Here is a 21954-nt window from a genome sequence, read left to right as displayed (position 1 = left end):
AAAAATAAAAAAACAAGATTTTATATCTCTGTATTCCCGAATTAATTCTAACAAATTTTATGTTATAAAAATTTATAGACTAACATTTTATGAATATTGAGAAATCCATTACTTTTGAAAAAAAAGATCACACATGCAACATATTATAGACAGATTCATCAGTTATGTAACCATTGATACAGAATCTGACGAAACTTCAGAAACAACACCAAGTACAGCGAAACAATGGGATTTAGCCAATTTGTTGGTAGATGAATTGAACAACATCGGAATGTCTGATGTTACCATTGACGAAAACGCTTATATCATGGCTACTTTACCTAGTAATGTTGATCATGATGTTCCTGCTATAGGATTTGTTTCACATTTTGATACTTCACCTGATTTTACTGGCGCAAATGTAAAACCGCAGATTGTTCCTAATTATGATGGAAAAGATATCGTTTTAAACGCTGAACAAGATATTGTGCTTTCGCCTGACTATTTTGAAGATTTACTTTTATACAAAGGGCAAACACTGATTACTACCGATGGAACGACTTTACTTGGTGCTGATGATAAAGCTGGAATTTGTGAAATTGTTTCTGCAATGGAATATTTAATCAATCATCCAGAAATAAAACATGGAAAAATTCGTGTTGGCTTTACGCCAGATGAAGAAATCGGTCGTGGCGCACATAAGTTTGATGTTGAAAAGTTTGGTGCTGATTGGGCATACACAATGGATGGAAGTGAAATTGGAGAGCTTGAATATGAAAACTTTAATGCAGCTGGAGCTGTTGTCACTATTAAGGGAAAAATTGTACATCCTGGTTATGCAAAAGGAAAAATGATCAACTCTATGTTAATCGCAAATGATTTTATTGCTGCTTTACCTGAAAATGAAATTCCACAAGAAACAACAGGCCGTGAAGGGTTTTATCATTTACATACTATGAATGGTAAAGTTGAAGAAACCACATTACAATACATTATTAGAGATCATGATAAGGATAAATTTGAAGCTAGAAAAGTGCTTATGCAACGTATCGCTTCAGACATTAACCAAAAACATGCAACTGATCCTATTTCTATAGAAATTAAAGATCAATATTATAACATGCGTGAAAAAGTAGAACCTGTATTTCATATTGTAGAAATTGCAGAGGATGCTATGAAAGCTTTAAACATTACGCCTATTATCAAGCCAATTCGTGGTGGAACTGATGGTTCACAATTATCGTTTATGGGATTACCTTGTCCTAATATTTTTGCTGGCGGACATAACTTTCACGGACGTTATGAGTATGTTCCCGTGGAAAGTATTATGAGTGCCATTGATGTGATTGTAAAAATCACAGAACTAACTGCCGAAAAGTATAAATAATAATTAGAGTGATGATGCGAGAAAAAAGCACAAAGGAATAGAGCTAAAAATAAACCAGAAAAAAGGTGCCTTTTTTACCAAAAAATAAATTGACAATACAATTGAAATAATTAGTAAAGTTTTCTCAAACAATAGAAATAATTCAAAATTTCTAGTTACTGTAAAATTTATTCCTTCATAAAGCAGATACGTTTTACTAATAAAGAGAAGATTATTTATAATGGTAAAGACTTTAATTTTTCTCATAAATCAAAAATAAATATTTAAACTAAATTATATCCAAAAGCTACTTTTAAATGAGTAGCTTTTTTTATTTTAGTTTAAAACTTTAATCATATGAAAAAATATGAATCAATAGAAGACTATTTACAGAGTTTTCCTGAATGGGAAACAAAACTTCGCTTATTGAGAAGTATTATTTTAAAAAACACAGCATTAGAAGAAGGCTTTAAATGGAATATTCCTGTTTATATGGTTGACGGAAAGAATATTTTAGGTTTATCTGCTTTTAAAAAATATGTAGGTTTATGGTTTTATCAAGGTGCTTTATTGAAAGATGAAGCAAAGGTTTTGATAAATGCGCAAGAAGGAAAAACGAAAGCGATGCGACATTGGAAATTTACGGATACTGATGCAATTCCAGAGGCTTTGATACAAAGTTATATAGATGAAGCTGTTGCGTATCAAAAAGCAGGGAAAACGGTTCCTATGGGTCCAAAAAGCACTGTAATTAGTATTCCTGACGAATTAAAAAGTGTTTTAGAAGTAAATTCACCTTTAAAAACAGCTTTTGAAGCATTGTCTAATTATAAACAAAAAGAATACGCCGAACATATTGCAACTGCCAAAAGAGTTACGACAAAAGAAAGTAGATTGGAAAAGATTACTCCAATGATATTGGAAGGAAAAGGACTAAATGATAAATATCGATAGTTTATAGACTAAGTTATAAAACAAAAAAAGCATCGTTTTCACGATGCTTTTTTTATAATATGTTTGTTAAGCGTATTTTTATTTTTTTTCAGGAGCGTTTGCTCTCAATGTTGCATCTGCTGAAAGTGCTGCGCGTTCAAATTTAATTTTCCCGGCTCCAGTTTCAATAATACACGTATTATCTTTATCATTGAGTTCTGCAATTTTTCCATGAATTCCGCTTTTAGTAATCACACGATCACCTTTTTTGATAGAAGTCATAAAGTTTTTCTCCTTCTTTTGACGTTTAATACTTGGTGCTAGTATAAAAAAGTATACAACTACCAACATAAGTAGTAAAGGTCCGTATTGTCCTAAAAATCCTTCCATTCTTAATGATTATGTCCTTCGTGACCTGTTTTAGTAGCTGCTGCTTTTTTAGTAGCTGCTGCTTTTTGTTGTGCTTCTTGTTGTGCTTTCATTCTAGCATCTCTCTCAACTTTTGCTTTTTGTCTTTTAGCTTCTAACTCTGGGTTAGGCGTAGCAAATGCTTTGATACGGAAAATTTCTCTACCTTTTTCAGTGTTTGCTGTTACCGTAACTGTGTTCGTTTTAAGGTTTGGCTTGTTTGTAGAGTTATACTTTACAGTAAACTGTCCGTCAGCTCCAGGAGCAATAGGTTCTCTTGGCCAATCATTTGGAACTGTACATCCACAACTTCCTTTAATGTTTGTAATTAATAATGGAGTTGATCCAGTATTTGTAAACTTCACTGTAGTTTCTACTTGGTCTCCTTCATTAATAACTCCGAAGTCATGCTCAGTTTTTTCAAACTTCATTGTTGCAAAATTCTTTGATTGTGCATCTCTTTCTGCTGCTTGAGCAACGTTTTCACTTTTTACTTTTTTTGTTGCGTCATCTTTACATGAAGTGAATAAGACAAGCGACATAGCTCCTAATAGTATAAATCCTTTTCTGATCATTGTGTTTTATTTTTTGAATTGTAAAATTAATAATTATTTCGTTACATCAAACCGCGACCGATTTTATTTAACTTATTTTCTTTCTTGTATTCTTTAATTAATTTATCAAGAATCCCGTTTACAAACATACTACTTTTTGATGTAGAATATTCTTTAGCGAGCTCAATATATTCATTAATAGTTACTTTTGCTGGGATTGAAGGGAATTTTAAGAACTCACAAATTGCCATTTTAAGCACAATTAAGTCCAAATTTGCAATTCGATCTTTATCCCAATTAGGTGTTTTTCCTTGAATTTCGGCTGACAACATTTCATCATTTAAAACCGTTTTCACGAATAAATCTTTAACAAACTGACGATCTTCATCATCTTTGTAGAGTTCTGACACTACAATTCTTTCTTTTCCTTCTTTAGCTTGCTTTATTGATTTCAAAATCAATGTATTCACTACAGGAATATCATCTAACCAAGTTAACTTCTGATCTTCAAAGTATTCATATAGTTTATCATTTGGTGCAATGATTTCAGAAAATAGTTTTGCTATAAACGCTTTGTCCAAGTCATAACTAGTTTCTGTAGAAGCCATATATTTTTTGTATAAATCGCTAGCTACCATTGCATCATAGATGACACGAATGTATTCATCATTTAATTCCCAATCGTTTAGTCTTCTATCATTTAATGCTTCTATTAACGTTTCATTATGTGTTAAATGTAAGATAATCGCATTATGGAGAAACTTTTTACTTGGGTTTTTCTCTTCTGAAGTTGCTAAGTATTTTTTCTGTGAAAGCTCAAGTTGTTTTGTTGCCAACTCACTAAGCTTTACAAATAAATCAAGCGTAAGTATGTATAAGTCATACATATTTGCAATACTCATATTGATAAATTTCAATTCTTTATCAACCTGATCACTTTTTGATTGTGATAATGCATATATGGATTGCATTACTTTAACTCGAATATGTCTTCTTGTTAGCATCTAAGTAAGAACTTTTAATTAAAAATGAAAGGCGAAAAGATACATTCCTTTCGCCCCGCAAAAATATAATTATTTTGAATAAAGTTACTATTTATTCACTTCTTTTTTTCTAGCATCTATTCTATCCAATGCAATGTTTAATGCAGAATTGTGTGTTGTTGAATTGTTTTCTTCTGAATGTTTAAATATTTCCAATGTAGTATTGTAAATATTTTCAGTTTTACGCATAATTTCTGTTTTCCCGTAACCTTCTAATTCAGCATATACATTAATAATTCCACCAGCATTAATTAAGAAATCTGGAGCATATACAATTCCTCTATCTTTTAACATTGATCCATGCTTCACTTCATCTTTCAATTGATTGTTAGCTGCTCCTGCAATTACTTGTGCTTTTAACTTATTAATAGTTTCATTATTTATTGTTGCTCCTAAAGCACAAGGTGCATAAATGTCCATTTCTTCTGAATAGATATCTGCGCCTCTGTAAATTTCGGCTCCGTAAGCTTTACTTACTACTTGCAAACGTTCTTCATTGATGTCAGCAATAATAACCTTGGCTCCTTCATTAGATAAGTGTTCAACTAATGCTTCTCCAACATGTCCAATTCCTTGTACATATACTGTTTTATCTTCTAATACATCTGAACCAAATTTATATTTAGCAGCAGCTTTCATTCCCATAAAAACTCCGTAAGCTGTAATAGGTGATGGATTTCCTGCTCCACCTCTTGATTCTGAAATTCCAGTTACATATGGTGTTACATCTCTTACCAAATCCATATCAGCAGTTTCCATACCAATATCTTCTGCGGTAATGTAACGTCCGCTTAATGAATGTACAAATTCACCAAACTTTTTCATGAGTTCTGGTGTCTTCTGTGTTTTGGCATCACCAATAATAACAGCTTTTCCACCACCAAGGTTTAATCCTGTAATTGCGGATTTAAACGTCATTCCACGAGATAAACGAAGTACATCATTTAAGGCTTCCCATTCATTGTTATATTGCCACATTCGAGTTCCTCCTAAAGCAGGTCCTAAAACTGTATTATGTATTCCTATTATTGCTTTTAAACCTGTATCTTTGTCATTACAAAAAACAACTTGTTCGTGTTCATCAAAAGACAATTGACCAAATACTGGATCTACCTTGTGTAATTCATTTGTGTGTATAACGTCTGAAACCATGTATATTAAATTAAATTATACTATCTCTAAAAAATAGAATGCAAAAATAGGGATAATTAAAAATTATGCAATAAACTTGTTGTTAAAATGAATATTTTTCAAAAAAATTCAAAGAAAACGCTTGCTAATTTAGGAAAATGAAAGAATTACAGTATATAAATAAATATTTCAAAAAATACAAAGGACGCTTACTTTTAGGAATTTTAATTACAATTATAGCACAGATTTTCTCTCTTTTAGCACCAAAGCTTATTGGAAATTCCCTTACAATCGTTGAAAAATATATTAACAAAGAAATTACTGATATTGCCATTGTAAAAGATGAACTCTTCATGAACATCTTAATTATTATTGGTGCTTCTGTACTAGCCGCGTTTTTTACATTTTTAATGCGTCAAACCATTATCAATATTTCACGCTATGTTGAATATGATCTAAAGAATGAAGTATATCAACAATATCAAAATCTGTCTACAAATTTTTACAAAAAGAATCGTACTGGAGATTTAATGAATCGTATTAGTGAAGATGTTGGTAAAGTTCGTATGTATGCTGGACCCGCAATTATGTATAGTATTCGTACCATTACATTATTTGCTTGCTTGATTCCGTTAATGTTTATCACAGCTCCAAAAGTTGCTATCTACACCTTATTACCATTACCAATATTATCATTTTTGATTTATAAATTGAGTAAAGCAATTCAAAAACGAAGCGCTATTGTACAACAGTTTTTATCTAAATTATCAACTTTTACTCAAGAATCATTTTCAGGTGTTTCAGTAATTAAAGCTTACGGAATTGAACCGCAAACGAAGCACACATTTGATGCTATGGTTATTGAAGGAAAACAGAAAAACATGGATTTAGTTAAAGTTCAGGCATGGTTTTTCCCAATGATGATTTTATTAATTGGTGCAAGTAACATTTTGGTCATATATATAGGTGGAAAGCAATTTATTAATGGAGAAATTGAATTTGGTGTCTTGGCAGAATTTATTATGTATGTAAATATGCTTACGTGGCCTGTGGCAACCATTGGTTGGGTAACTTCTATTGTACAACAAGCAGAAGTCTCTCAAAAACGTATCAATGAATTTTTGAAGGTTGTCCCAGAAATTCAGAATCAAATTGCGGAAGCAACGCCAATAACTGGAAATATTGAATTTAAAGATGTTTCTTTTACATATGACGATACTAATATTACAGCTTTAAAAGGTGTTTCATTTTCATTAAATTCTGGTGAAACACTTGCCATTATTGGAAAAACAGGTTCTGGTAAAACAACTATTTTAGATTTAATCAGTAGAATGTATGATATTGATAAAGGAAGCATTCTAATTGACAAGAAACCATTAAAACAATTGAATTTAACCAGTTTGCGAAATTCTATTAGTATTGTTCCGCAAGATGCTTTCCTCTTTTCAGAAACAATTAAGGACAATATAAAGTTTGGAAAAGAAGATGCTACTGAAGAAGAAGTAATTGCTGCTGCTAAATTTGCGTCTGTTCATAAAAATATAACTGGATTTAAAGAAGGGTACAATACTATTTTAGGTGAAAGAGGTGTTACACTAAGTGGTGGACAAAAACAACGTGTTTCTATTGCGCGTGCCATTATAAAAGATCCTAATATTTTATTATTGGACGATTGTTTATCGGCTGTAGATACAGAAACAGAAGAAGAAATTTTATCCAATATTGAACGTATTACTAAAAACAAAACCACAATTATTGTAAGTCATCGAATTTCTTCTGCAAAAAATGCGGATAAGATTATTGTTTTAGATGATGGTCATATTATTCAAAATGGAAGCTACAAGTCGCTAATACTGGAAGATGGCTATTTTAAAGAGCTATATTTAAAACAACTTTCCGAAAAAGATTTGTAAGATTTTGTTGTTCAATTAACTTTTTTTTTACATTTTTGAGGGAGATTAACAAACAACTAAACTTTAGAAAAAAGGGATTATGAGTGAAAAAGAATTATTAGAGAAAGAAGAAATTTTCTCTAAAGTATTGAGGGCAGGAAGGAGAACTTATTTCTTTGATGTCAGAGCTACCAAAGCTGGCGACTATTACCTAACCATTACAGAAAGTAAAAAATTTACTAACGACGACGGGTCATTCCACTACAAAAAGCACAAAATTTATTTATACAAAGAAGATTTTGCAGCATTTTCAGAAATTTTAGAAGAAATGACAGCGTATATCGTAGACGAAAAAGGCGAAGAAGTAATTTCTGAACGTCATCAAAAAGATTTCAAAAGAGAATACGTTACAGATGAAACACAACAAGGTGGAGATTCAGAAGCTTCTGGAAGTTTTACAGACGTAAATTTTGAAGATATATAAAAAACTATCAACCAACCCAAAACCCAAAAAAGCCACTTATCTATATTTATAAGTGGCTTTTTACTTTTTTAAACTTATTGAAAACCTGGATTAATTCTAGCTTCAAAAATCACAAATAAAAAAAGCCACTTCACAGTAATGTGAGCGACTTTTTATATATTTTCAGTAGTAAGTATTAAAAATTCAGTATTATAATTTCTGAATTCTTTATCCTTCAGGATGCATAAAAGCTTGCTTTCCTAGTAATTCTTCTTCCGTTTCAACAATATCTTCATCAGGTACACAACAGTCTACCGGACAAACCGCAGCACATTGTGGCTCTTCATGAAATCCTTTACATTCTGTACATTTATCAGGAGATATATAATAAATTTCATCTGAAATTGGTTCTTGTGCTTCGTCGGCGTCTACTTCTTTACCATCAGGAAGTACAACACTTCCCTTCAAAGAAGTTCCATCAGCATAGCGCCAATCATCAGCACCTTCATAAATAGCCGTATTTGGACACTCTGGCTCGCAAGCGCCACAGTTGATACATTCATCAGTTATAATTATTGCCATTATTTTTTTTTTCGTTTACAATCTTGTTCTTAACTACCGCTAATGCGGTAAAAGTTTTATAAATTCGCCAAAATAAGTCTTGGTGTCATTTTACTTTTGCAAAAATAACGCCAAAACTATTTAAAAACAAATGTCAGATGGCTTTAGCAGAAAGAATTAACGCTTTTGTAAAATTAGGAGGCTTTTTATCACAATTCTCAACAGAAAACCCAAAACCTAACTTTTCAATAAATCTTAATGATCCTTTTTTTGATGGAATGATACATCAATTGAAGCTTTCACAAGAAAATAATGGTTGGTTTACCAAAGAAAATCTTCGCTTTGCTATTGGCAATTGGGCAAAAGCATTACAGCAAGAAAATTTAGAAAAATGGACTAAACCTTATACTATTGAAGCTATTACTCCAAAGAAAGTTGCCATTATCATGGCGGGAAATATTCCGCTCGTTGGTTTTCATGATTTTCTATCCGTTTTAATTTCAGGTCATGAAGTAGTAGTCAAACAATCTTCAAATGACAAACACCTGCTACCCTATTTGGCTAAATACTTAGAACAAGTTGAACCAAGTTTTAAAGGAAAAATTACGTTTACAAACGAAAAACTAACAGAGTTTGACGCAGTAATCGCGACAGGAAGTAATAATACAGCTCGTTATTTTGAGTATTATTTTAAAGACAAGCCAAGCATTATTCGTAAAAACAGAAATTCCGTTGCTATTTTGACTGGAAACGAAACTTCAGCGCAATTAGTAGGTTTAAGTGATGATATCTTTACCTATTTCGGTTTAGGCTGTAGAAGTGTTTCTAAATTATTTGTTCCGAAAGGTTATAATTTTGACGCCTTTTTTAAAGGAATGTATGCAAAAAGTGATAGCATGAATAGTGCAAAGTATGCTAACAACTACGATTACAACAAAGCTGTATACTTAATGAGTTTGTTTAATATTTTAGAAAATGGTTTCTTAATGATTAAAGAAGATTCACAATACGCTTCTCCGATTGCGACTGTTTTTTATGAATATTATGAAGATTTGAATTCACTACAAGAAAAATTGCGCGCAGACGCAGAAAACATACAATGTGTTGTAGCGGATTTAAATATTGAAAATCAAGTAGCTTTCGGACAAACACAACATCCAGAATTACATGATTATGCAGATGGTGTTGATACACTTACATTTCTAACCAATTTAGATAGTAATTCATAAAATTACATCTATGCAAGCCACAGCCGATAATGAAATTCTTTAAAAAAACACGCCAACTTTTACTAAAAGATAGTAAAATTAGAAAATACCTAACGTATGCAGTTGGTGAGATTATCTTGGTAGTTGTGGGAATTTTAATTGCGTTACAAATTGACGGTTGGAAAGCACAACAAGAAGTTAATGAACATGAATACAACATACTTCAAAACTTATACAGAGACTTATCTGCCACAAAAGACGAGCTAGAAAGAGATTTAAAAGCAAATCAAGCATCTAAGTTAAATCTTGAAGTAGCAATTAATCATCTTGATAAAAACACTGTATACACCTCAGCAATGGACACACTATTTCCTGCCATTGCAAACTGGGAAAGCCCATTACCTACGTTTACGACATATGAGATTTTTAAAATTGAAGGTATCAGAATCATTAAAAATAAAGACATAAAAGAAGGTGTAATCAAATTGCACGAATCAACTCTTGGCTTTATCATAAACGATTACGACAAAGCAGAATGGGCATTATTTGAAAATGTAACTATGCCGTTTATTACTGAAAACCTAAGCTATTTACTCCAAAACGAAACTATAGGTTTGAAGCCTAATAATTATGCTGAACTTTCAAAAAATCCTCAATTTCGAAATATACTAACCATTAGCATGGCAATGCGTGCGAAAGGATTAGCATTTTATAAAACATCAATCAATGAACTCAATGAATTACTTCAACTCATTGAGAATGAAATTGAAAAAAATAGCTATCATGAATAAATTAGTACTATCAAAAGAAAACTAAAAAATGAATTATCCTCAATATTTGACTAAAATATTTAGCAAAAACATAACAACAATTCGTTCATAATTTAGCAACTTTGCACTCAAATTAATCTGATTAACAACACACAACATATATAATGAAAAAACACAACTTTAGCGCAGGACCTTGTATTTTACCACAAGAAGTATTACAAAAAGCTTCAGAAGCCGTTTTAAATTTCAACAATGACAATCTTTCTTTAATCGAAATTTCACACAGAAGTAAGTCTTTTGTAGCTGTTATGGAAAACGCTCGTAGTTTAGCGTTAGAATTATTAGGATTGGAAGGAAAAGGATACAAAGCACTCTTTTTACAAGGAGGCGCAAGTACACAATTTTTGATGACAGCTTATAATTTGTTAAACACAAAAGCTGCTTACTTAAATACTGGAACTTGGAGTGACAAATCAATCAAAGAAGCCAAACTTTTTGGTGAAATTGTAGAAGTCGATTCTTCTAAAGACAAAGGATTTACATACGTTCCTAAAGGATATGAAATTCCTTCAGACGCAGATTATTTCCACTGTACAAGTAACAATACAATTTTTGGAACGCAAATGAAAAGCTTTCCAGAAACAAGTGTTCCTGTAGTTTGTGATATGAGTTCAGACATATTTTCACGCCAACTAGATTTTTCAAAATTTGATTTAATTTACGCTGGAGCGCAAAAAAATATGGGACCTGCTGGAGCAACCTTAGTTGTTATAAAAGAAGAAATATTAGGAAAAGTAGACAGAGTAATTCCTTCTATGTTAGACTATAAAATTCACCTCGGAAAAGACAGTATGTTCAATACGCCTGCTGTATTTCCTGTATATGTTTCTATGCTAACATTAGAATGGTTAAAAAATTTAGGTGGAATTGCTGCTATTGAAAAAATCAACGAGCAAAAATCTGCGTTACTTTACAATGAAATAGACAGAAATCCATTATTTAAAGGTGTTGTTGCTGTAGAAGATAGAAGTCATATGAACGTTACTTTCACACTAACAGATGAATCATTAAAAGAAACATTTGATGCGATGTGGAATACAGCAGGAATCAACGGATTAAATGGTCACAGAAGTGTTGGTGGTTACAGAGCTTCTATGTACAATGCTTTACCACTAGAAAGTGTACAAGTATTGGTTGATACAATGAAAGAATTAGAAAAAAAAGCATAATTTTTTAATATTTAAATTAAGACATGAAAATATTAGCAAACGACGGAATCTCGCAAAGTGGAATTAACGCTTTAGAAAAAGACGGATTTGAAGTTATTACAACGAAAGTTGCACAAGAACAATTGATCAATTACATCAATGAACATAAAGTAAGTGCTTTATTAGTACGAAGCGCAACCAAAGTTCGTAAAGATATTATTGACGCTTGCGAAAGCCTAAAAATCATTGGTCGTGGTGGTGTTGGAATGGACAATATTGATGTCGAGTATGCACGCTCTAAAGAAATTCATGTAATCAATACGCCTGCAGCTTCTTCTAGTTCGGTTGCAGAATTAGTATTTGCACACTTATTTAGCTGTGTTCGTTTTGTACACGACTCAAATAGAAACATGCCATTAGAAGGTGATTCACGTTTTAAAGACTTGAAAAAAGCCTATGCAAAAGGAACTGAATTACGCGGAAAAACGCTAGGAGTTATAGGTTTTGGTCGTATTGGACGCGAAGTTGCTAAAATAGCGCTTGGACTTGGTATGAAAGTAATTGCTGCTGATAAATTTATTAGCAAAGCAACAGTAAAAGTAGATTTTTACAATGGACAATTCATAAATGTAGAAATTGACACAGAACCAATGGAAGCTGTTTTGCAACATTCAGACTTTATTACATTGCACGTTCCGGCTCAGAAAGATTATATCATTGGAAAAAAAGAATTTGGACTAATGAAAGATGGCGCTGGAATTGTAAATGCTGCTCGTGGTGGTGTTATCGATGAAGTTGCCTTAATTGATGCATTAGACACAAAAAAACTAGCATTTGCAGGATTGGATGTTTTTGAAAACGAACCAACACCAGCAATCAAAGTATTAATGAATCCGTATGTATCATTAACGCCACATATTGGTGCTGCAACAAACGAAGCTCAAGACAGAATTGGCTTAGAATTAGCTTCGCAAATAGCCGCAATTATGAAAACTGAAAAATAAAATATTCTATATACAAGTAAGTAAAAAGCACTCAAATGAGTGCTTTTTATGTTTTTCAGCCATAAAAAAATCCGTTTATCTGATATTTCTGCATTTCATGCTTTTCATCTAAAAAATAGAAGCCTATACTATAAGTCTTACAGAATATTACTATCTTGTTTTCATATTAACAATAAATAACATTTTAAGAATGTCTGGAATTTTAGATTTATTAAATAGTGATTTGGGAAAACAAATCATTGGCGGAGTGAGTAATGAGGTTGGACAAGATCAAAACAAAACAGCTTCTGTATTAAGTATGGCACTACCTGTACTAATGGGAGCAATGAAACGAAACGCAAGCACACCAGAAGGTGCAGAAGGATTAAACAATGCTTTATCAAATAAACACAACGGAAGTATCTTAGATAACTTAGGAAGTCTATTTGGTGGTGGAGTTGATGAAGAAGTGAAGAATGATGGAGACGGAATTTTACGTCACGTATTAGGAGATCGTCGTCAAAATGTTGAAAATGCAATTGGTAAACAATCTGGAATGGATGCTTCTTCTATAGGAAACATCTTAAAAGTTGCTGCTCCAATTTTAATGGGAGTTTTAGGAAAGCAAAAACAACAACAAAACGTACAAAGTTCAGGTGGAATCGGAGACTTACTTGGCGGATTGCTAGGTGGTGGACAAAGCCAACAACAGCAACAAGGACAACAAGGATTCATTGAAGCAATTTTAGATGCTGATAATGATGGAAGTGTTATTGATGATATCGCTGGTATGTTTTTAGGTGGTGACAAAGGAAACGGCAAAAGTGGCGGTGGACTTGGTGGATTACTAGGTGGACTTTTCGGAGGAAAATAGTAAAACAATCATATAACAAATAACAAAAAGCGTTCACGAAAGTGGATGCTTTTTTTATACATATTAATCAGATTCAAAAATAAAATGTCACGTTTTAAATTTCTTCAAGTTATAGCTATGGAAAGAAATCATAATGATTTCTAAAATAAAAATTTATAGTATGAAAAAAAGAAGTTTAAAAGGTTTAAAAATCAACAAAGCATCCATTTCAAGTCTTCAAGTTATAAATGGAGGTTATGAAGAACAACAAGCTGCAGATGGTCCTAATGATGGTCCAGCACCACTTTTCTCTATTGGACATGCATGTAGTGAAAGAAACTCTTGTCCAAGAGTTTGTAGACATAGTGCTGTAGATGCATCTCCTAATGATTAATAATTCGTGCGTATAAAGCGTAAACATAATGTATGAATCATATACTATGTAAAAGTAAAAATGGTCAGAAGGTTTTCTTTTGACCATTTTTTTAGAGAAATTCTATAAGCGTTTCTGCTTTTTTATACTTGTAAGCTTTCGCTTGAATTATCATTTGTAATATCTCTTTAGCTGCTACTTTTTCATTTGCTTGTAAATACGCTAAGGCTAGTGCCCAATTTGCTTCTTCCTGAACCGTTTTTACTTTTCGAGCTTCAACCAAATACTGAATGGCTTTTTGTGGTTCTGAAGGTTCTTTATGCAAATAGCATAATGCTAAATTATAATTGGCAATTTCTTCAATCTTTCCTAATGCAATAATAGCTTTCCAACGTGCAATACTTTTATCATATTCCTGATTCTTATATGCCGTAAGTGCTTTTAAAACTTGCTCATCAATAGTTTCATCACCACGAGTAACAACTGCATGATTATCAATGCTAATTAAATGCTCAATAGCATCTTCTACAACAATTTCATAACTAGGAGTCGTAAACGTGCTAATACTATACGTTACAATTCCTGCAATACACACAACTGCTGCTGCGATTGCAAGTTTTACAAATGAAAATAGTTTCTTTTTTTCAATAGGCTCTTTTTCAACACCAAAATCATCTTTCAAACGTTGTTCCCAAACTTTCCGTTTATCACGATCAAACTTAGCCTGAATCAATTCCTCACTCATTGATTCAAGTTCTGTTTCTGAAAGCTCGCCGCCTTCTGTATATTTTTTATGTTGCATATACTTGTTTATCGTGCAAACACGATTAATTATTAACGTTTATAGTGTTTTAAAAAATAGGATCGTAATGCTTCCAAACAACGTTGTTTTTGTTTTCGTAAAGCTGCATCAGATTTCCCTACTATTCTTGCGAGTTCTTTTAAAGCTATCTTCTTGTAATAAAAATTTTCTAACAACGTACTACATTGTTCTCCGAGTGATTTCCAAGCAATATCTAGATAATCAAGAATTTCATCATCAATCTCTTCAACTGTTGCTTCTACCCTATCATTTTCGTTGATTTCTAATGATTTTGTTTTTTTCTTAAACGTATCTGTTAGAAACTGACTTGCCATTTGTGTAAACAAAAAACGCATATTGTAATACGTTATTTTTCCTTCGAGTAATCGTTTTCTAAACTTTAACAACGCATCCATTGTAGCATCGTATGCTAACGATTGGTTTGTGTTGTAACGATGCATTAAATATGCAATTGTTTCTTCAAACTGTGCTAAAAATATTTTTTCAAACAACGCATCATCACCATTCTTCATTTTTTGAAGCATTTCATCAAACTCTTCTTCTTTAAGTCCAAAATTTTGATTCGCATTCGCGCGATTCTTCTCGGTATTATTTTCGGTAGGTTGATGCTTCATAATTCTCTATAAAACTAAAGAAAAAAAGTTTTCATCGGTAGTATAAATAAAAAATTACAGATATGTGACTAAAAAAAATGTCACGTTTGATTTTTACGATGGTTATATGACAAATACAATCTATTAATCATTAAAACCAAATACCATGAGAAAAAAACTATATCTCTTATTTGTACTTTTAGTATCAGTCATCTCATTACAAGCTCAGAGTCCTTGTTGCGAGACTTCAAACAACTTATTAGCAAACGGTAACTTTAACACAAATAACTGTGTTGTAAACAATGATTTCAACGCAAATTGTGTTCCAAATTGGACTGAAGTTGATGGCTCGCCGTCACTAGCAGCCTTTAATGGAACACGATTTGCTTGGATGTGGTCCGTATTTGGAAATGGCGAAGCAATTTTGGGTCGTGCAAACTTTGAGCAAGGAGTTACGTATGATATTTGCTTTAGAGTACGAACTGGCGATAAAAATACAAATGATCCGAATGTAGCAAACAATGCTACGATTAATTTAATTGCTACAAACAATACAACTAATCTTAATGTAACTGCCACAATTCCTGCAACTGACCAGGCTATTTTTCAAAATAATATGGGTTCTTATTTAGGAACTTGGACAACTGTTACGGTTCAGTTTACGCCAAATACTGATTATGAGCAATTGTGGATTTTCCCATTTATGCAACAACCTACGCCAAATAGTGGCAGTCAAGCAGAAATGAGTATTGATGATATTGTTATTTCCGAACATGTAACATTAGATCCTTCGTTGTTTTTAATGGAAGACGAATATTGTCAAAGTAATCCTATCATTCCTTCAAACGTTCCTCAAAATACGATGAATTATCAATGGGAAATTTCAAAAATTGGCTCTAATGGAACAACTTTACAATATACATCTCCTTTAGCTTCTGGACCAGCTCCGCAAATTGATTTTAAATCATTATGGAATGGTTTTCAAATTGGAAGTTATTACCGTATTACATTGATATATATAGATGATTGCGGAAATAGATATACCTATTTTCAGGATTTCCATATAAGAGAAGAAATCAGTAGGTTTGAAAATATTACTTTGAATTGTGGGCAATCGTTTGACATCAATCAGTTTGACTTTGTTGATCCGTGCAATGGATCTATTCTTTCTATAGAAGATCAAATTTCAGGTGCATCTTATGATCCTACTATTCCTATAACACTATTTGAAGATGCGTTTTTAAAAATTACCTATCCTGATTGTTGTGTTGTTTATTTTAATATTAGAATTGAAAAAGAAGAAGAACAAATCGTTGAGTTTTGTCCATCTAAAGATGGTAAAATCTTAATTGAAGCTTGCGGAAATGGCGTTGGAGGTTATTACGATTATTATGTAAATAATACTGCTATTCGTACTACAGATCCTTTTATGTGGGTTTCCTATGTTCCTGGTAATTCGTATTCGGTAACCTATACTTCTCCACAAGGTTGTACGTGTACTGTTATTTATAAATTGGCAGAACCTATCGTTCAAAATGTATATGCAACTTGGTGCGCTGGTACAACGAGTTTAGATTTATCTACAATTCTCGATCCAGATTGTCAAGCAAATATTGATGGTTTTACATTGATTGATAATTATTCAGGGCAATCAATTAACAATCTAGTACTCAATGATCCACAAGGCGGTTATGGTATTTTTTCAAATGGTAGTGATTTACTTTGTTTAACTTATACAAGTTATGAAAAGGATTGTACAAAATGTATTATTAACATCACACTACGTTTTTACAATGGAAATTGTGCAAACCTGCCTGTTCCTGTGTATTGTAATTTTAAAAGAGAAGCTCCACAAGTTAATGCAGATATTGGACGGTTTGAAGAAACAAACATACAAAGTAGTGTATATCCGAATCCTTCAAACGGAAATTACACAGTAAAACTTGATCCGAATGAATCGAAAAAAACAAAATCATTTTCAATAAACGTGCGAGATATTTCAGGAAAAACAATTCTAACAGAAAAAACAATTAATGCAACTACAGCATATCATTTAGATATTTCTAAATATTCACCTGGAATTTATTTCTTATCGATAGAATTTGGTGATAAAAAAGAAGTCAAAAAATTGATTAAAAAGTAATTTCTAATCTATAAAATATCACATAGTATATAAACGCTATGTGATATTTTCATTTTTACCTTTATGTATCTTTAAAGATACGTAGCAAGCACTATTTTATATAACTCAAAAAAAATAAAGTATGAAGATTATACATCATTTAATTACAACCACATTACTTTGCATATGTTTCATCATTTCTGCACATGCACAATTTAATCCAACACTGAATGCTACAATTGGGCAAAATGGATTGGTAGACTACGAGATCAAAAGAGCTGGTCAAAACACCTTCGTCTTTACATTATTTGGTGATGGTACATTTAGTACACTCAACCAACCTACTCATATATTTGATACTAATGGCACATATACTACTGAAACGTATTTTGCCAGATCGTATGATCCAAATGTACCTCCAAAAAGAAGCGTACAGGTTACTCCAAACATCATAAATGGCGTTCCAAACACACAAACAAATCCAATTGTAAATATGACAGGGAATATTGATTTGATGACAAGTTGGGGAACAGCAAGCGGTCATAAAACTTTTTATATTATTGCTTTTAGAAATACTACAACTCAAGGACCTGTAAATGGTATTATTGAATTTTCATATAATACTAATGACTTACAAATAGATACAACAGAAATAAAAGTACTTCCAAATTGGGCTACAGCAAATCCTAATCCTCCACAAATATTTTCTACTAGTCATTATAATCAAAAATTGAGCTGGTCATTTTCCAACCTAGATTTTGATGAAATACGCTATATATACGTTCCAGCAACCACATTACGAATGGTTGGTGATAAGCTCGATTTAGAGGTGAAATATGCTGCTAATGGTCTAGAAGTTTTCAATCAGAAAGAATTTTTAACTCGCAGATATCCACACGATCCTAATTTTAAGATTGTAAATAAAGAATGTCTTAAGCCTAGATTGAACGAACAACAAGAACTCATCTATACTGTTGGTTATTTTAATGATGGAGAAAACTATGCAAAAAATGTATATGTCCAGGATGTACTTCCTAGTTCCTTAGATCATGAAAAAACTGAACTCGTAGACTATGAAGTGCAGCCAACTTTAAGTTTAGATAGAGAAACTGCTCATTTCAACTTTATAAATATCAATTTGCCTGGCACCAATCAAGTAATACCAGGAACTCAACAAACAAAGCCGCGTGAATATTCATATGACCAAGCATCCACATATTTTAAGTTTAAAATTTGCACTAAATCCAATTTAACAGATTGTATCCTAAATACAGCGAGTATTGTATTTGATTCGCAACCCGTATTTTACACCAATACATCCAAACTTTGTATTGAAGTAGATTGTATGGACTATACTATTTGTGGTGGAAATAATGCACATAGAAGTTCCCAACAATTGCCTTCTCAATTGATAAAACCCTTAAAGTCAGATGAATTAGTTTTTGAAGTATATCCAAATCCAACTAAAAACAAAGTGAATTTAAACATAAACTTTAACAAAGATGAAAATTCACAATTCATCATAACATTGAAAGATCACTCGGGAAAAATTATCAAAGAACTCACGGTAAATCAACATGATTCTGCTATCTTTAAAAGCAGTTTTAATTTACAAAATATAGCGAGCGGATTATATTTTATCACATTAAAAACACAAGAAAACCGATATACCAAAAAGATCATTAAGTATTGAATCAAAAATCAGAAATCATACAATTAAAAAGAGTGTGTACGTTGTGTATGCTAATTTTCAGTATATATATTGGAAACTCACAGCATATACAACGTGATACTATTTATGCCAAAAAGTTATTACAAAAAGCCGATTCGCTTACTGAAAAAGGTAAGTATGAAGCTTCTACAAACATAGCATTACAAGCTGCTGTTATTTTTAAGGCTGAAAAAAATTGGAAACAGTGGTTTCAAGCGTATAATGCTATTTTTTTTAATGGTTATTACCCTAAAAAGTATGACACAACTATTCGACTTGTAGAAAAAGGATTGCCAACACTTCCAACTTCAGAGACATTCTTACTTGGGCGATTGCAATATATTTTGGGATTTTGTTACGAACGCAAAGGGGCAATTTTTGATGCTTTGCCCTATTATGAACAAAGTCTTCAAAATTTCAAAATTGTAAAAAATGCAGATTTCACAAATCAGTTGTATGGAAATATATCTCAACTATATACGCAGTTAGGAGAATACCAAAAAGCAATTACCTACTTAAAGAATGCTATTGCAGATGGAAAATCTACCAATAACACGCTTGTTATATGGAGAAACACGAAAGCGTTAGGCGATGCATATCTTCATAATGGTGAATTACAAAAAGCAAGAAAAACGTACAAACAAGCACAGTTACTTATTGATGAGAAAGATGGCACGTTTGAACGTTATGAGGCAGAAATATTATACAAATTAGCAGCATATAAAAAAGCACTAATTGTAACGCAAAAAGCACTTTTAATTGCTAAAAATTGTATAAAAGATACATCCAGAAAACAACGAGATTGTATTGAAAATTTTAATACGATGAGTATATTGCTTGGCGATATTTATGCTGAACTTGGCAATACACAAAAAGCACTTATACAATATCAAAAAAGCTTGTTACCTATCCAAAAAATAGGGAATCTACGTGAAACTGGACAAGTATATATTGCGATTGGTAATATGTATGAAGCACAAAAACAGTACGACAAAGCGCTAGAGAATCATCAAAAAGCATTGCAAACCTTCATTCCAGATTTCAAAGAAAATGATCCTAACAAAAATCCTTCACAAGATCTATGGACATTGGAAATTTGGGTACTCGAAGTTTTTAAAAGTAAAGGCGATTGTTATTTTGAAAAATATCTTGATTCCAAAAATGATACATGGTTACAAAAAGCTGCCGAAAATTATAATTTTGCGGTAACTCTTGGTGAAAGAATCCGATTGAGTTATACTGAAACAACATCCAAGTTATCTTTAGGTTCACATACAATTGCTTTTTACGAAGATCTCATTAAAGTAAAATTAGCTTTGTATGAACGATCAAAAGATGAAAAGTATAAAATAGAAGCATTTCAAATTTCTCAAAAAGCCAATGCGTTTGTATTGCGTGAATTATTCAATGAAAAGCAAGCGTTAACAGCCGCAGGAATTCCAACAGATACCATTATATTATTTCAAAAATATAGAAAAGAAATTGCGCTTCTTGATGAAAAATTAGCAGACACAATTACACATGATTCAATTCAGAATGTACTTGTAACAACAAAGGAATTATTACAAAAGCTAAAAGATAATGTTTCTGAAAAGTATCCGAAATTCAACAAAATCCGTAATGATATAGAAGGAATTACAATACAACAAGTACAAGCTATTATAGACTCAAAAACAGTATTTATAAAATACTTTTTGGGTGATCAAACCTTGTATATTTTCTCTATTTCTAAAACAGATTTTCATATTGACCAGATTTCGTTGCCTGAAAATTTTCAACAAACAATTACTGCATACAGACAATCATTAAGTGATATAACCTTCATTAACAAAAATATTGATCTTGCTGAAAAGCAATACTTAAAAACTGCACACGAATTATATAAAGTAATACTAGAAAAACCGTTGAATCATTATAAAAACAATGCAGATATTCAACAGTTAACAATAGTGCCCGATGATGTTTTACATACAATTCCGTTTCAAACGCTACTAATAAACAAAAGTGATTCGTGGACGAATTTAGATCATACAATCATTAAAAAATACGCGGTTAGTTATCATTATTTTTGTAAAATGTTGTTGAATTCTAATGTGCAATCTGAGCGTACAAACAACTTTACTGCTTTTGGTTTGGAATTGGATCAAGCAACTTTACATCATTTAAAAACGCTTACAAAAGATAGTCTTCAAAATAGTATCATTACTAAAAATTTACGAAACGATGTACTATCAAAACTTAGCTTTTCAGATGATGAAGCTTTACAATTAGCAACATTAATGAATGGGAAATCGTGGGTAAATGAGCATGCTACAAAGCAGAATTTTATAGAAAATGCTACAAATTCGGCAAGCATTCATCTGGCAACACATTCATTGGTAAATACTCGAAACCCAAATGTTTCTGCATTGATTTTCACCAAAACTACAGATACGAGTAGTAATTTATTACGCTTAAGCGAAATTTACAATCATAATTTCAATTCCAATATGATTACGTTAAGTGCATGCAACACAGGATTTGGAAAACATCAAAAAGGTGAAGGTTTACAAAGCTTGGCGCGTGCATTCAATTTTTCAAATATTCCAAGTGTCACAGCTACATTGTGGAGTATTCCTGATGCTTCTTCTGCAAAAATAATGGAGTTATACTATTCATATCTAAAACAAGGATGTACAAAAAGTGTTGCGTTACAAAAAGCACAGCTTGAGTATGTAGCAAATGACGAAATTAGTAGCCCAGCTTCTCGCCTACCGTTTTATTGGTCTGCATGGACACATATTGGTACAAACGATGCAATTACCTTTGAGCAACAAAACAATTACATATACTATCTTCTAATTCCGCTTATACTTTTAGTATTGTTAATTGGATTAAAAACTAGAAAAAAACTCAATAACTGAGAAGTACACATCACTAACTCATAACTGCAGTTCACTTATTTGTATAAGGTCAATCCCAAAAAAGCCGTATCTTTATA

General features: G+C 32.0%; 20 protein-coding genes. 13 read left to right on the top strand and 7 right to left on the bottom strand.

Translation table 11 applies throughout. From position 1 onward, the window contains the following. Nucleotides 1-133: 133 nt before the first annotated feature. Entirely contained in the window at nucleotides 134-1366 is a 1233-nt protein-coding gene (gene pepT, locus ACUUYC_RS16750; RefSeq protein ID WP_474267790.1) for a peptidase T, read from the top strand. Nucleotides 1367-1702: 336 nt separating this feature from the next. After that, entirely contained in the window at nucleotides 1703-2299 is a 597-nt protein-coding gene (locus ACUUYC_RS16745) for a YdeI/OmpD-associated family protein (RefSeq protein ID WP_474267788.1), read from the top strand. Between the two features lie 78 nt (nucleotides 2300-2377). On the opposite strand, the gene yajC is transcribed toward ACUUYC_RS16745, so the two are convergent. The 4 genes from yajC to ACUUYC_RS16725 form a co-directional block, all read right to left on the bottom strand. Continuing rightward, a complete protein-coding gene (gene yajC / locus ACUUYC_RS16740) occupies nucleotides 2378-2668 on the bottom strand; it encodes a preprotein translocase subunit YajC (RefSeq protein ID WP_474267786.1) in 291 nt (96 codons plus the stop codon). A 2-nt stretch (nucleotides 2669-2670) separates the two neighbouring features. Next, nucleotides 2671-3261, bottom strand: coding sequence for a DUF1573 domain-containing protein (locus ACUUYC_RS16735; protein ID WP_474267784.1), 591 nt, complete (start codon nucleotides 3259-3261; stop codon nucleotides 2671-2673). 41 nt (nucleotides 3262-3302) lie between these two features. Further along, nucleotides 3303-4244: a transcription antitermination factor NusB gene (nusB, locus tag ACUUYC_RS16730; RefSeq protein ID WP_474267782.1), complete on the bottom strand. Its 942-nt coding sequence runs from the start codon at nucleotides 4242-4244 to the stop codon at nucleotides 3303-3305. Between the two features lie 87 nt (nucleotides 4245-4331). Continuing rightward, entirely contained in the window at nucleotides 4332-5435 is a 1104-nt protein-coding gene (locus tag ACUUYC_RS16725) for a Glu/Leu/Phe/Val family dehydrogenase (RefSeq protein ID WP_474267780.1), read from the bottom strand. A 137-nt stretch (nucleotides 5436-5572) separates the two neighbouring features. Here ACUUYC_RS16725 and ACUUYC_RS16720 point away from each other — a divergent pair, with 137 nt between their 5' ends. Both ACUUYC_RS16720 and ACUUYC_RS16715 read left to right on the top strand, forming a co-directional pair. After that, nucleotides 5573-7327, top strand: a complete 1755-nt coding sequence (locus tag ACUUYC_RS16720) for an ABC transporter ATP-binding protein (RefSeq protein ID WP_474267779.1) — start codon at nucleotides 5573-5575, stop codon at nucleotides 7325-7327. A 79-nt stretch (nucleotides 7328-7406) separates the two neighbouring features. Continuing rightward, the gene (locus tag ACUUYC_RS16715; RefSeq protein WP_474267777.1) at nucleotides 7407-7790 is read left to right on the top strand and encodes a PUR family DNA/RNA-binding protein; all 384 of its coding nucleotides are present in this window, start codon (nucleotides 7407-7409) and stop codon (nucleotides 7788-7790) included. Nucleotides 7791-7997: 207 nt separating this feature from the next. On the opposite strand, the gene ACUUYC_RS16710 is transcribed toward ACUUYC_RS16715, so the two are convergent. Then, complete coding sequence (locus ACUUYC_RS16710; protein ID WP_474267775.1) at nucleotides 7998-8351, bottom strand: 4Fe-4S dicluster domain-containing protein; 354 nt, start codon at nucleotides 8349-8351, stop codon at nucleotides 7998-8000. A 137-nt stretch (nucleotides 8352-8488) separates the two neighbouring features. Here ACUUYC_RS16710 and ACUUYC_RS16705 point away from each other — a divergent pair, with 137 nt between their 5' ends. The 6 genes from ACUUYC_RS16705 (at nucleotide 8489) to ACUUYC_RS16680 (ending at nucleotide 13746) form a co-directional block, all read left to right on the top strand. After that, entirely contained in the window at nucleotides 8489-9559 is a 1071-nt protein-coding gene (locus ACUUYC_RS16705; protein WP_474267773.1) for an acyl-CoA reductase, read from the top strand. A 29-nt stretch (nucleotides 9560-9588) separates the two neighbouring features. After that, complete coding sequence (locus tag ACUUYC_RS16700) at nucleotides 9589-10329, top strand: hypothetical protein (RefSeq protein ID WP_474267771.1); 741 nt, start codon at nucleotides 9589-9591, stop codon at nucleotides 10327-10329. Between the two features lie 143 nt (nucleotides 10330-10472). Beyond that, a complete protein-coding gene (gene serC / locus ACUUYC_RS16695; RefSeq protein WP_474267769.1) occupies nucleotides 10473-11537 on the top strand; it encodes a 3-phosphoserine/phosphohydroxythreonine transaminase in 1065 nt (354 codons plus the stop codon). Nucleotides 11538-11560: 23 nt separating this feature from the next. Next, nucleotides 11561-12520, top strand: a complete 960-nt coding sequence (locus tag ACUUYC_RS16690) for a D-2-hydroxyacid dehydrogenase (protein ID WP_474267766.1) — start codon at nucleotides 11561-11563, stop codon at nucleotides 12518-12520. Between the two features lie 190 nt (nucleotides 12521-12710). Further along, nucleotides 12711-13373, top strand: coding sequence for a DUF937 domain-containing protein (locus tag ACUUYC_RS16685; RefSeq protein WP_474267764.1), 663 nt, complete (start codon nucleotides 12711-12713; stop codon nucleotides 13371-13373). Nucleotides 13374-13533: 160 nt separating this feature from the next. After that, nucleotides 13534-13746, top strand: coding sequence for a hypothetical protein (locus ACUUYC_RS16680; protein ID WP_474267762.1), 213 nt, complete (start codon nucleotides 13534-13536; stop codon nucleotides 13744-13746). Between the two features lie 91 nt (nucleotides 13747-13837). Here ACUUYC_RS16680 and ACUUYC_RS16675 read toward each other — a convergent pair whose 3' ends face one another. Together ACUUYC_RS16675 and ACUUYC_RS16670 are read right to left on the bottom strand one after the other, a co-directional pair. Next, entirely contained in the window at nucleotides 13838-14527 is a 690-nt protein-coding gene (locus ACUUYC_RS16675; protein WP_474267760.1) for a tetratricopeptide repeat protein, read from the bottom strand. Between the two features lie 32 nt (nucleotides 14528-14559). Then, entirely contained in the window at nucleotides 14560-15162 is a 603-nt protein-coding gene (locus ACUUYC_RS16670; protein WP_474267758.1) for an RNA polymerase sigma factor, read from the bottom strand. A 145-nt stretch (nucleotides 15163-15307) separates the two neighbouring features. Here ACUUYC_RS16670 and ACUUYC_RS16665 point away from each other — a divergent pair, with 145 nt between their 5' ends. From ACUUYC_RS16665 to ACUUYC_RS16655, 3 genes are all read left to right on the top strand, one after another. Then, nucleotides 15308-17284, top strand: a complete 1977-nt coding sequence (locus ACUUYC_RS16665) for a T9SS type A sorting domain-containing protein (protein WP_474267755.1) — start codon at nucleotides 15308-15310, stop codon at nucleotides 17282-17284. 121 nt (nucleotides 17285-17405) lie between these two features. Continuing rightward, nucleotides 17406-18956, top strand: a complete 1551-nt coding sequence (locus ACUUYC_RS16660; protein ID WP_474267753.1) for a T9SS type A sorting domain-containing protein — start codon at nucleotides 17406-17408, stop codon at nucleotides 18954-18956. Continuing rightward, the gene (locus tag ACUUYC_RS16655; RefSeq protein WP_474267751.1) at nucleotides 18953-21877 is read left to right on the top strand and encodes a CHAT domain-containing protein; all 2925 of its coding nucleotides are present in this window, start codon (nucleotides 18953-18955) and stop codon (nucleotides 21875-21877) included. The genes ACUUYC_RS16660 and ACUUYC_RS16655 overlap by 4 nt, the downstream gene beginning before the upstream one ends. Nucleotides 21878-21954 lie beyond the last annotated feature (77 nt).

It is taken from the genome of Kordia sp. E (assembly GCF_056033805.1).
The sequence above is the reverse complement of the archived record's forward strand: the minus strand, read 5'-3'. Positions and strand labels throughout refer to the sequence as shown.

Coding starts and splice junctions, on each gene's coding strand:
- pepT (WP_474267790.1), top strand. CDS start 134: ATGCAACATATTATAGACAGATTCATCAGTTATGTAACCATTGATACA.
- ACUUYC_RS16745 (WP_474267788.1), top strand. CDS start 1,703: ATGAAAAAATATGAATCAATAGAAGACTATTTACAGAGTTTTCCTGAA.
- yajC (WP_474267786.1), bottom strand. CDS start 2,668: ATGGAAGGATTTTTAGGACAATACGGACCTTTACTACTTATGTTGGTA.
- ACUUYC_RS16735 (WP_474267784.1), bottom strand. CDS start 3,261: ATGATCAGAAAAGGATTTATACTATTAGGAGCTATGTCGCTTGTCTTA.
- nusB (WP_474267782.1), bottom strand. CDS start 4,244: ATGCTAACAAGAAGACATATTCGAGTTAAAGTAATGCAATCCATATAT.
- ACUUYC_RS16725 (WP_474267780.1), bottom strand. CDS start 5,435: ATGGTTTCAGACGTTATACACACAAATGAATTACACAAGGTAGATCCA.
- ACUUYC_RS16720 (WP_474267779.1), top strand. CDS start 5,573: ATGAAAGAATTACAGTATATAAATAAATATTTCAAAAAATACAAAGGA.
- ACUUYC_RS16715 (WP_474267777.1), top strand. CDS start 7,407: ATGAGTGAAAAAGAATTATTAGAGAAAGAAGAAATTTTCTCTAAAGTA.
- ACUUYC_RS16710 (WP_474267775.1), bottom strand. CDS start 8,351: ATGGCAATAATTATAACTGATGAATGTATCAACTGTGGCGCTTGCGAG.
- ACUUYC_RS16705 (WP_474267773.1), top strand. CDS start 8,489: ATGGCTTTAGCAGAAAGAATTAACGCTTTTGTAAAATTAGGAGGCTTT.
- ACUUYC_RS16700 (WP_474267771.1), top strand. CDS start 9,589: ATGAAATTCTTTAAAAAAACACGCCAACTTTTACTAAAAGATAGTAAA.
- serC (WP_474267769.1), top strand. CDS start 10,473: ATGAAAAAACACAACTTTAGCGCAGGACCTTGTATTTTACCACAAGAA.
- ACUUYC_RS16690 (WP_474267766.1), top strand. CDS start 11,561: ATGAAAATATTAGCAAACGACGGAATCTCGCAAAGTGGAATTAACGCT.
- ACUUYC_RS16685 (WP_474267764.1), top strand. CDS start 12,711: ATGTCTGGAATTTTAGATTTATTAAATAGTGATTTGGGAAAACAAATC.
- ACUUYC_RS16680 (WP_474267762.1), top strand. CDS start 13,534: ATGAAAAAAAGAAGTTTAAAAGGTTTAAAAATCAACAAAGCATCCATT.
- ACUUYC_RS16675 (WP_474267760.1), bottom strand. CDS start 14,527: ATGCAACATAAAAAATATACAGAAGGCGGCGAGCTTTCAGAAACAGAA.
- ACUUYC_RS16670 (WP_474267758.1), bottom strand. CDS start 15,162: ATGAAGCATCAACCTACCGAAAATAATACCGAGAAGAATCGCGCGAAT.
- ACUUYC_RS16665 (WP_474267755.1), top strand. CDS start 15,308: ATGAGAAAAAAACTATATCTCTTATTTGTACTTTTAGTATCAGTCATC.
- ACUUYC_RS16660 (WP_474267753.1), top strand. CDS start 17,406: ATGAAGATTATACATCATTTAATTACAACCACATTACTTTGCATATGT.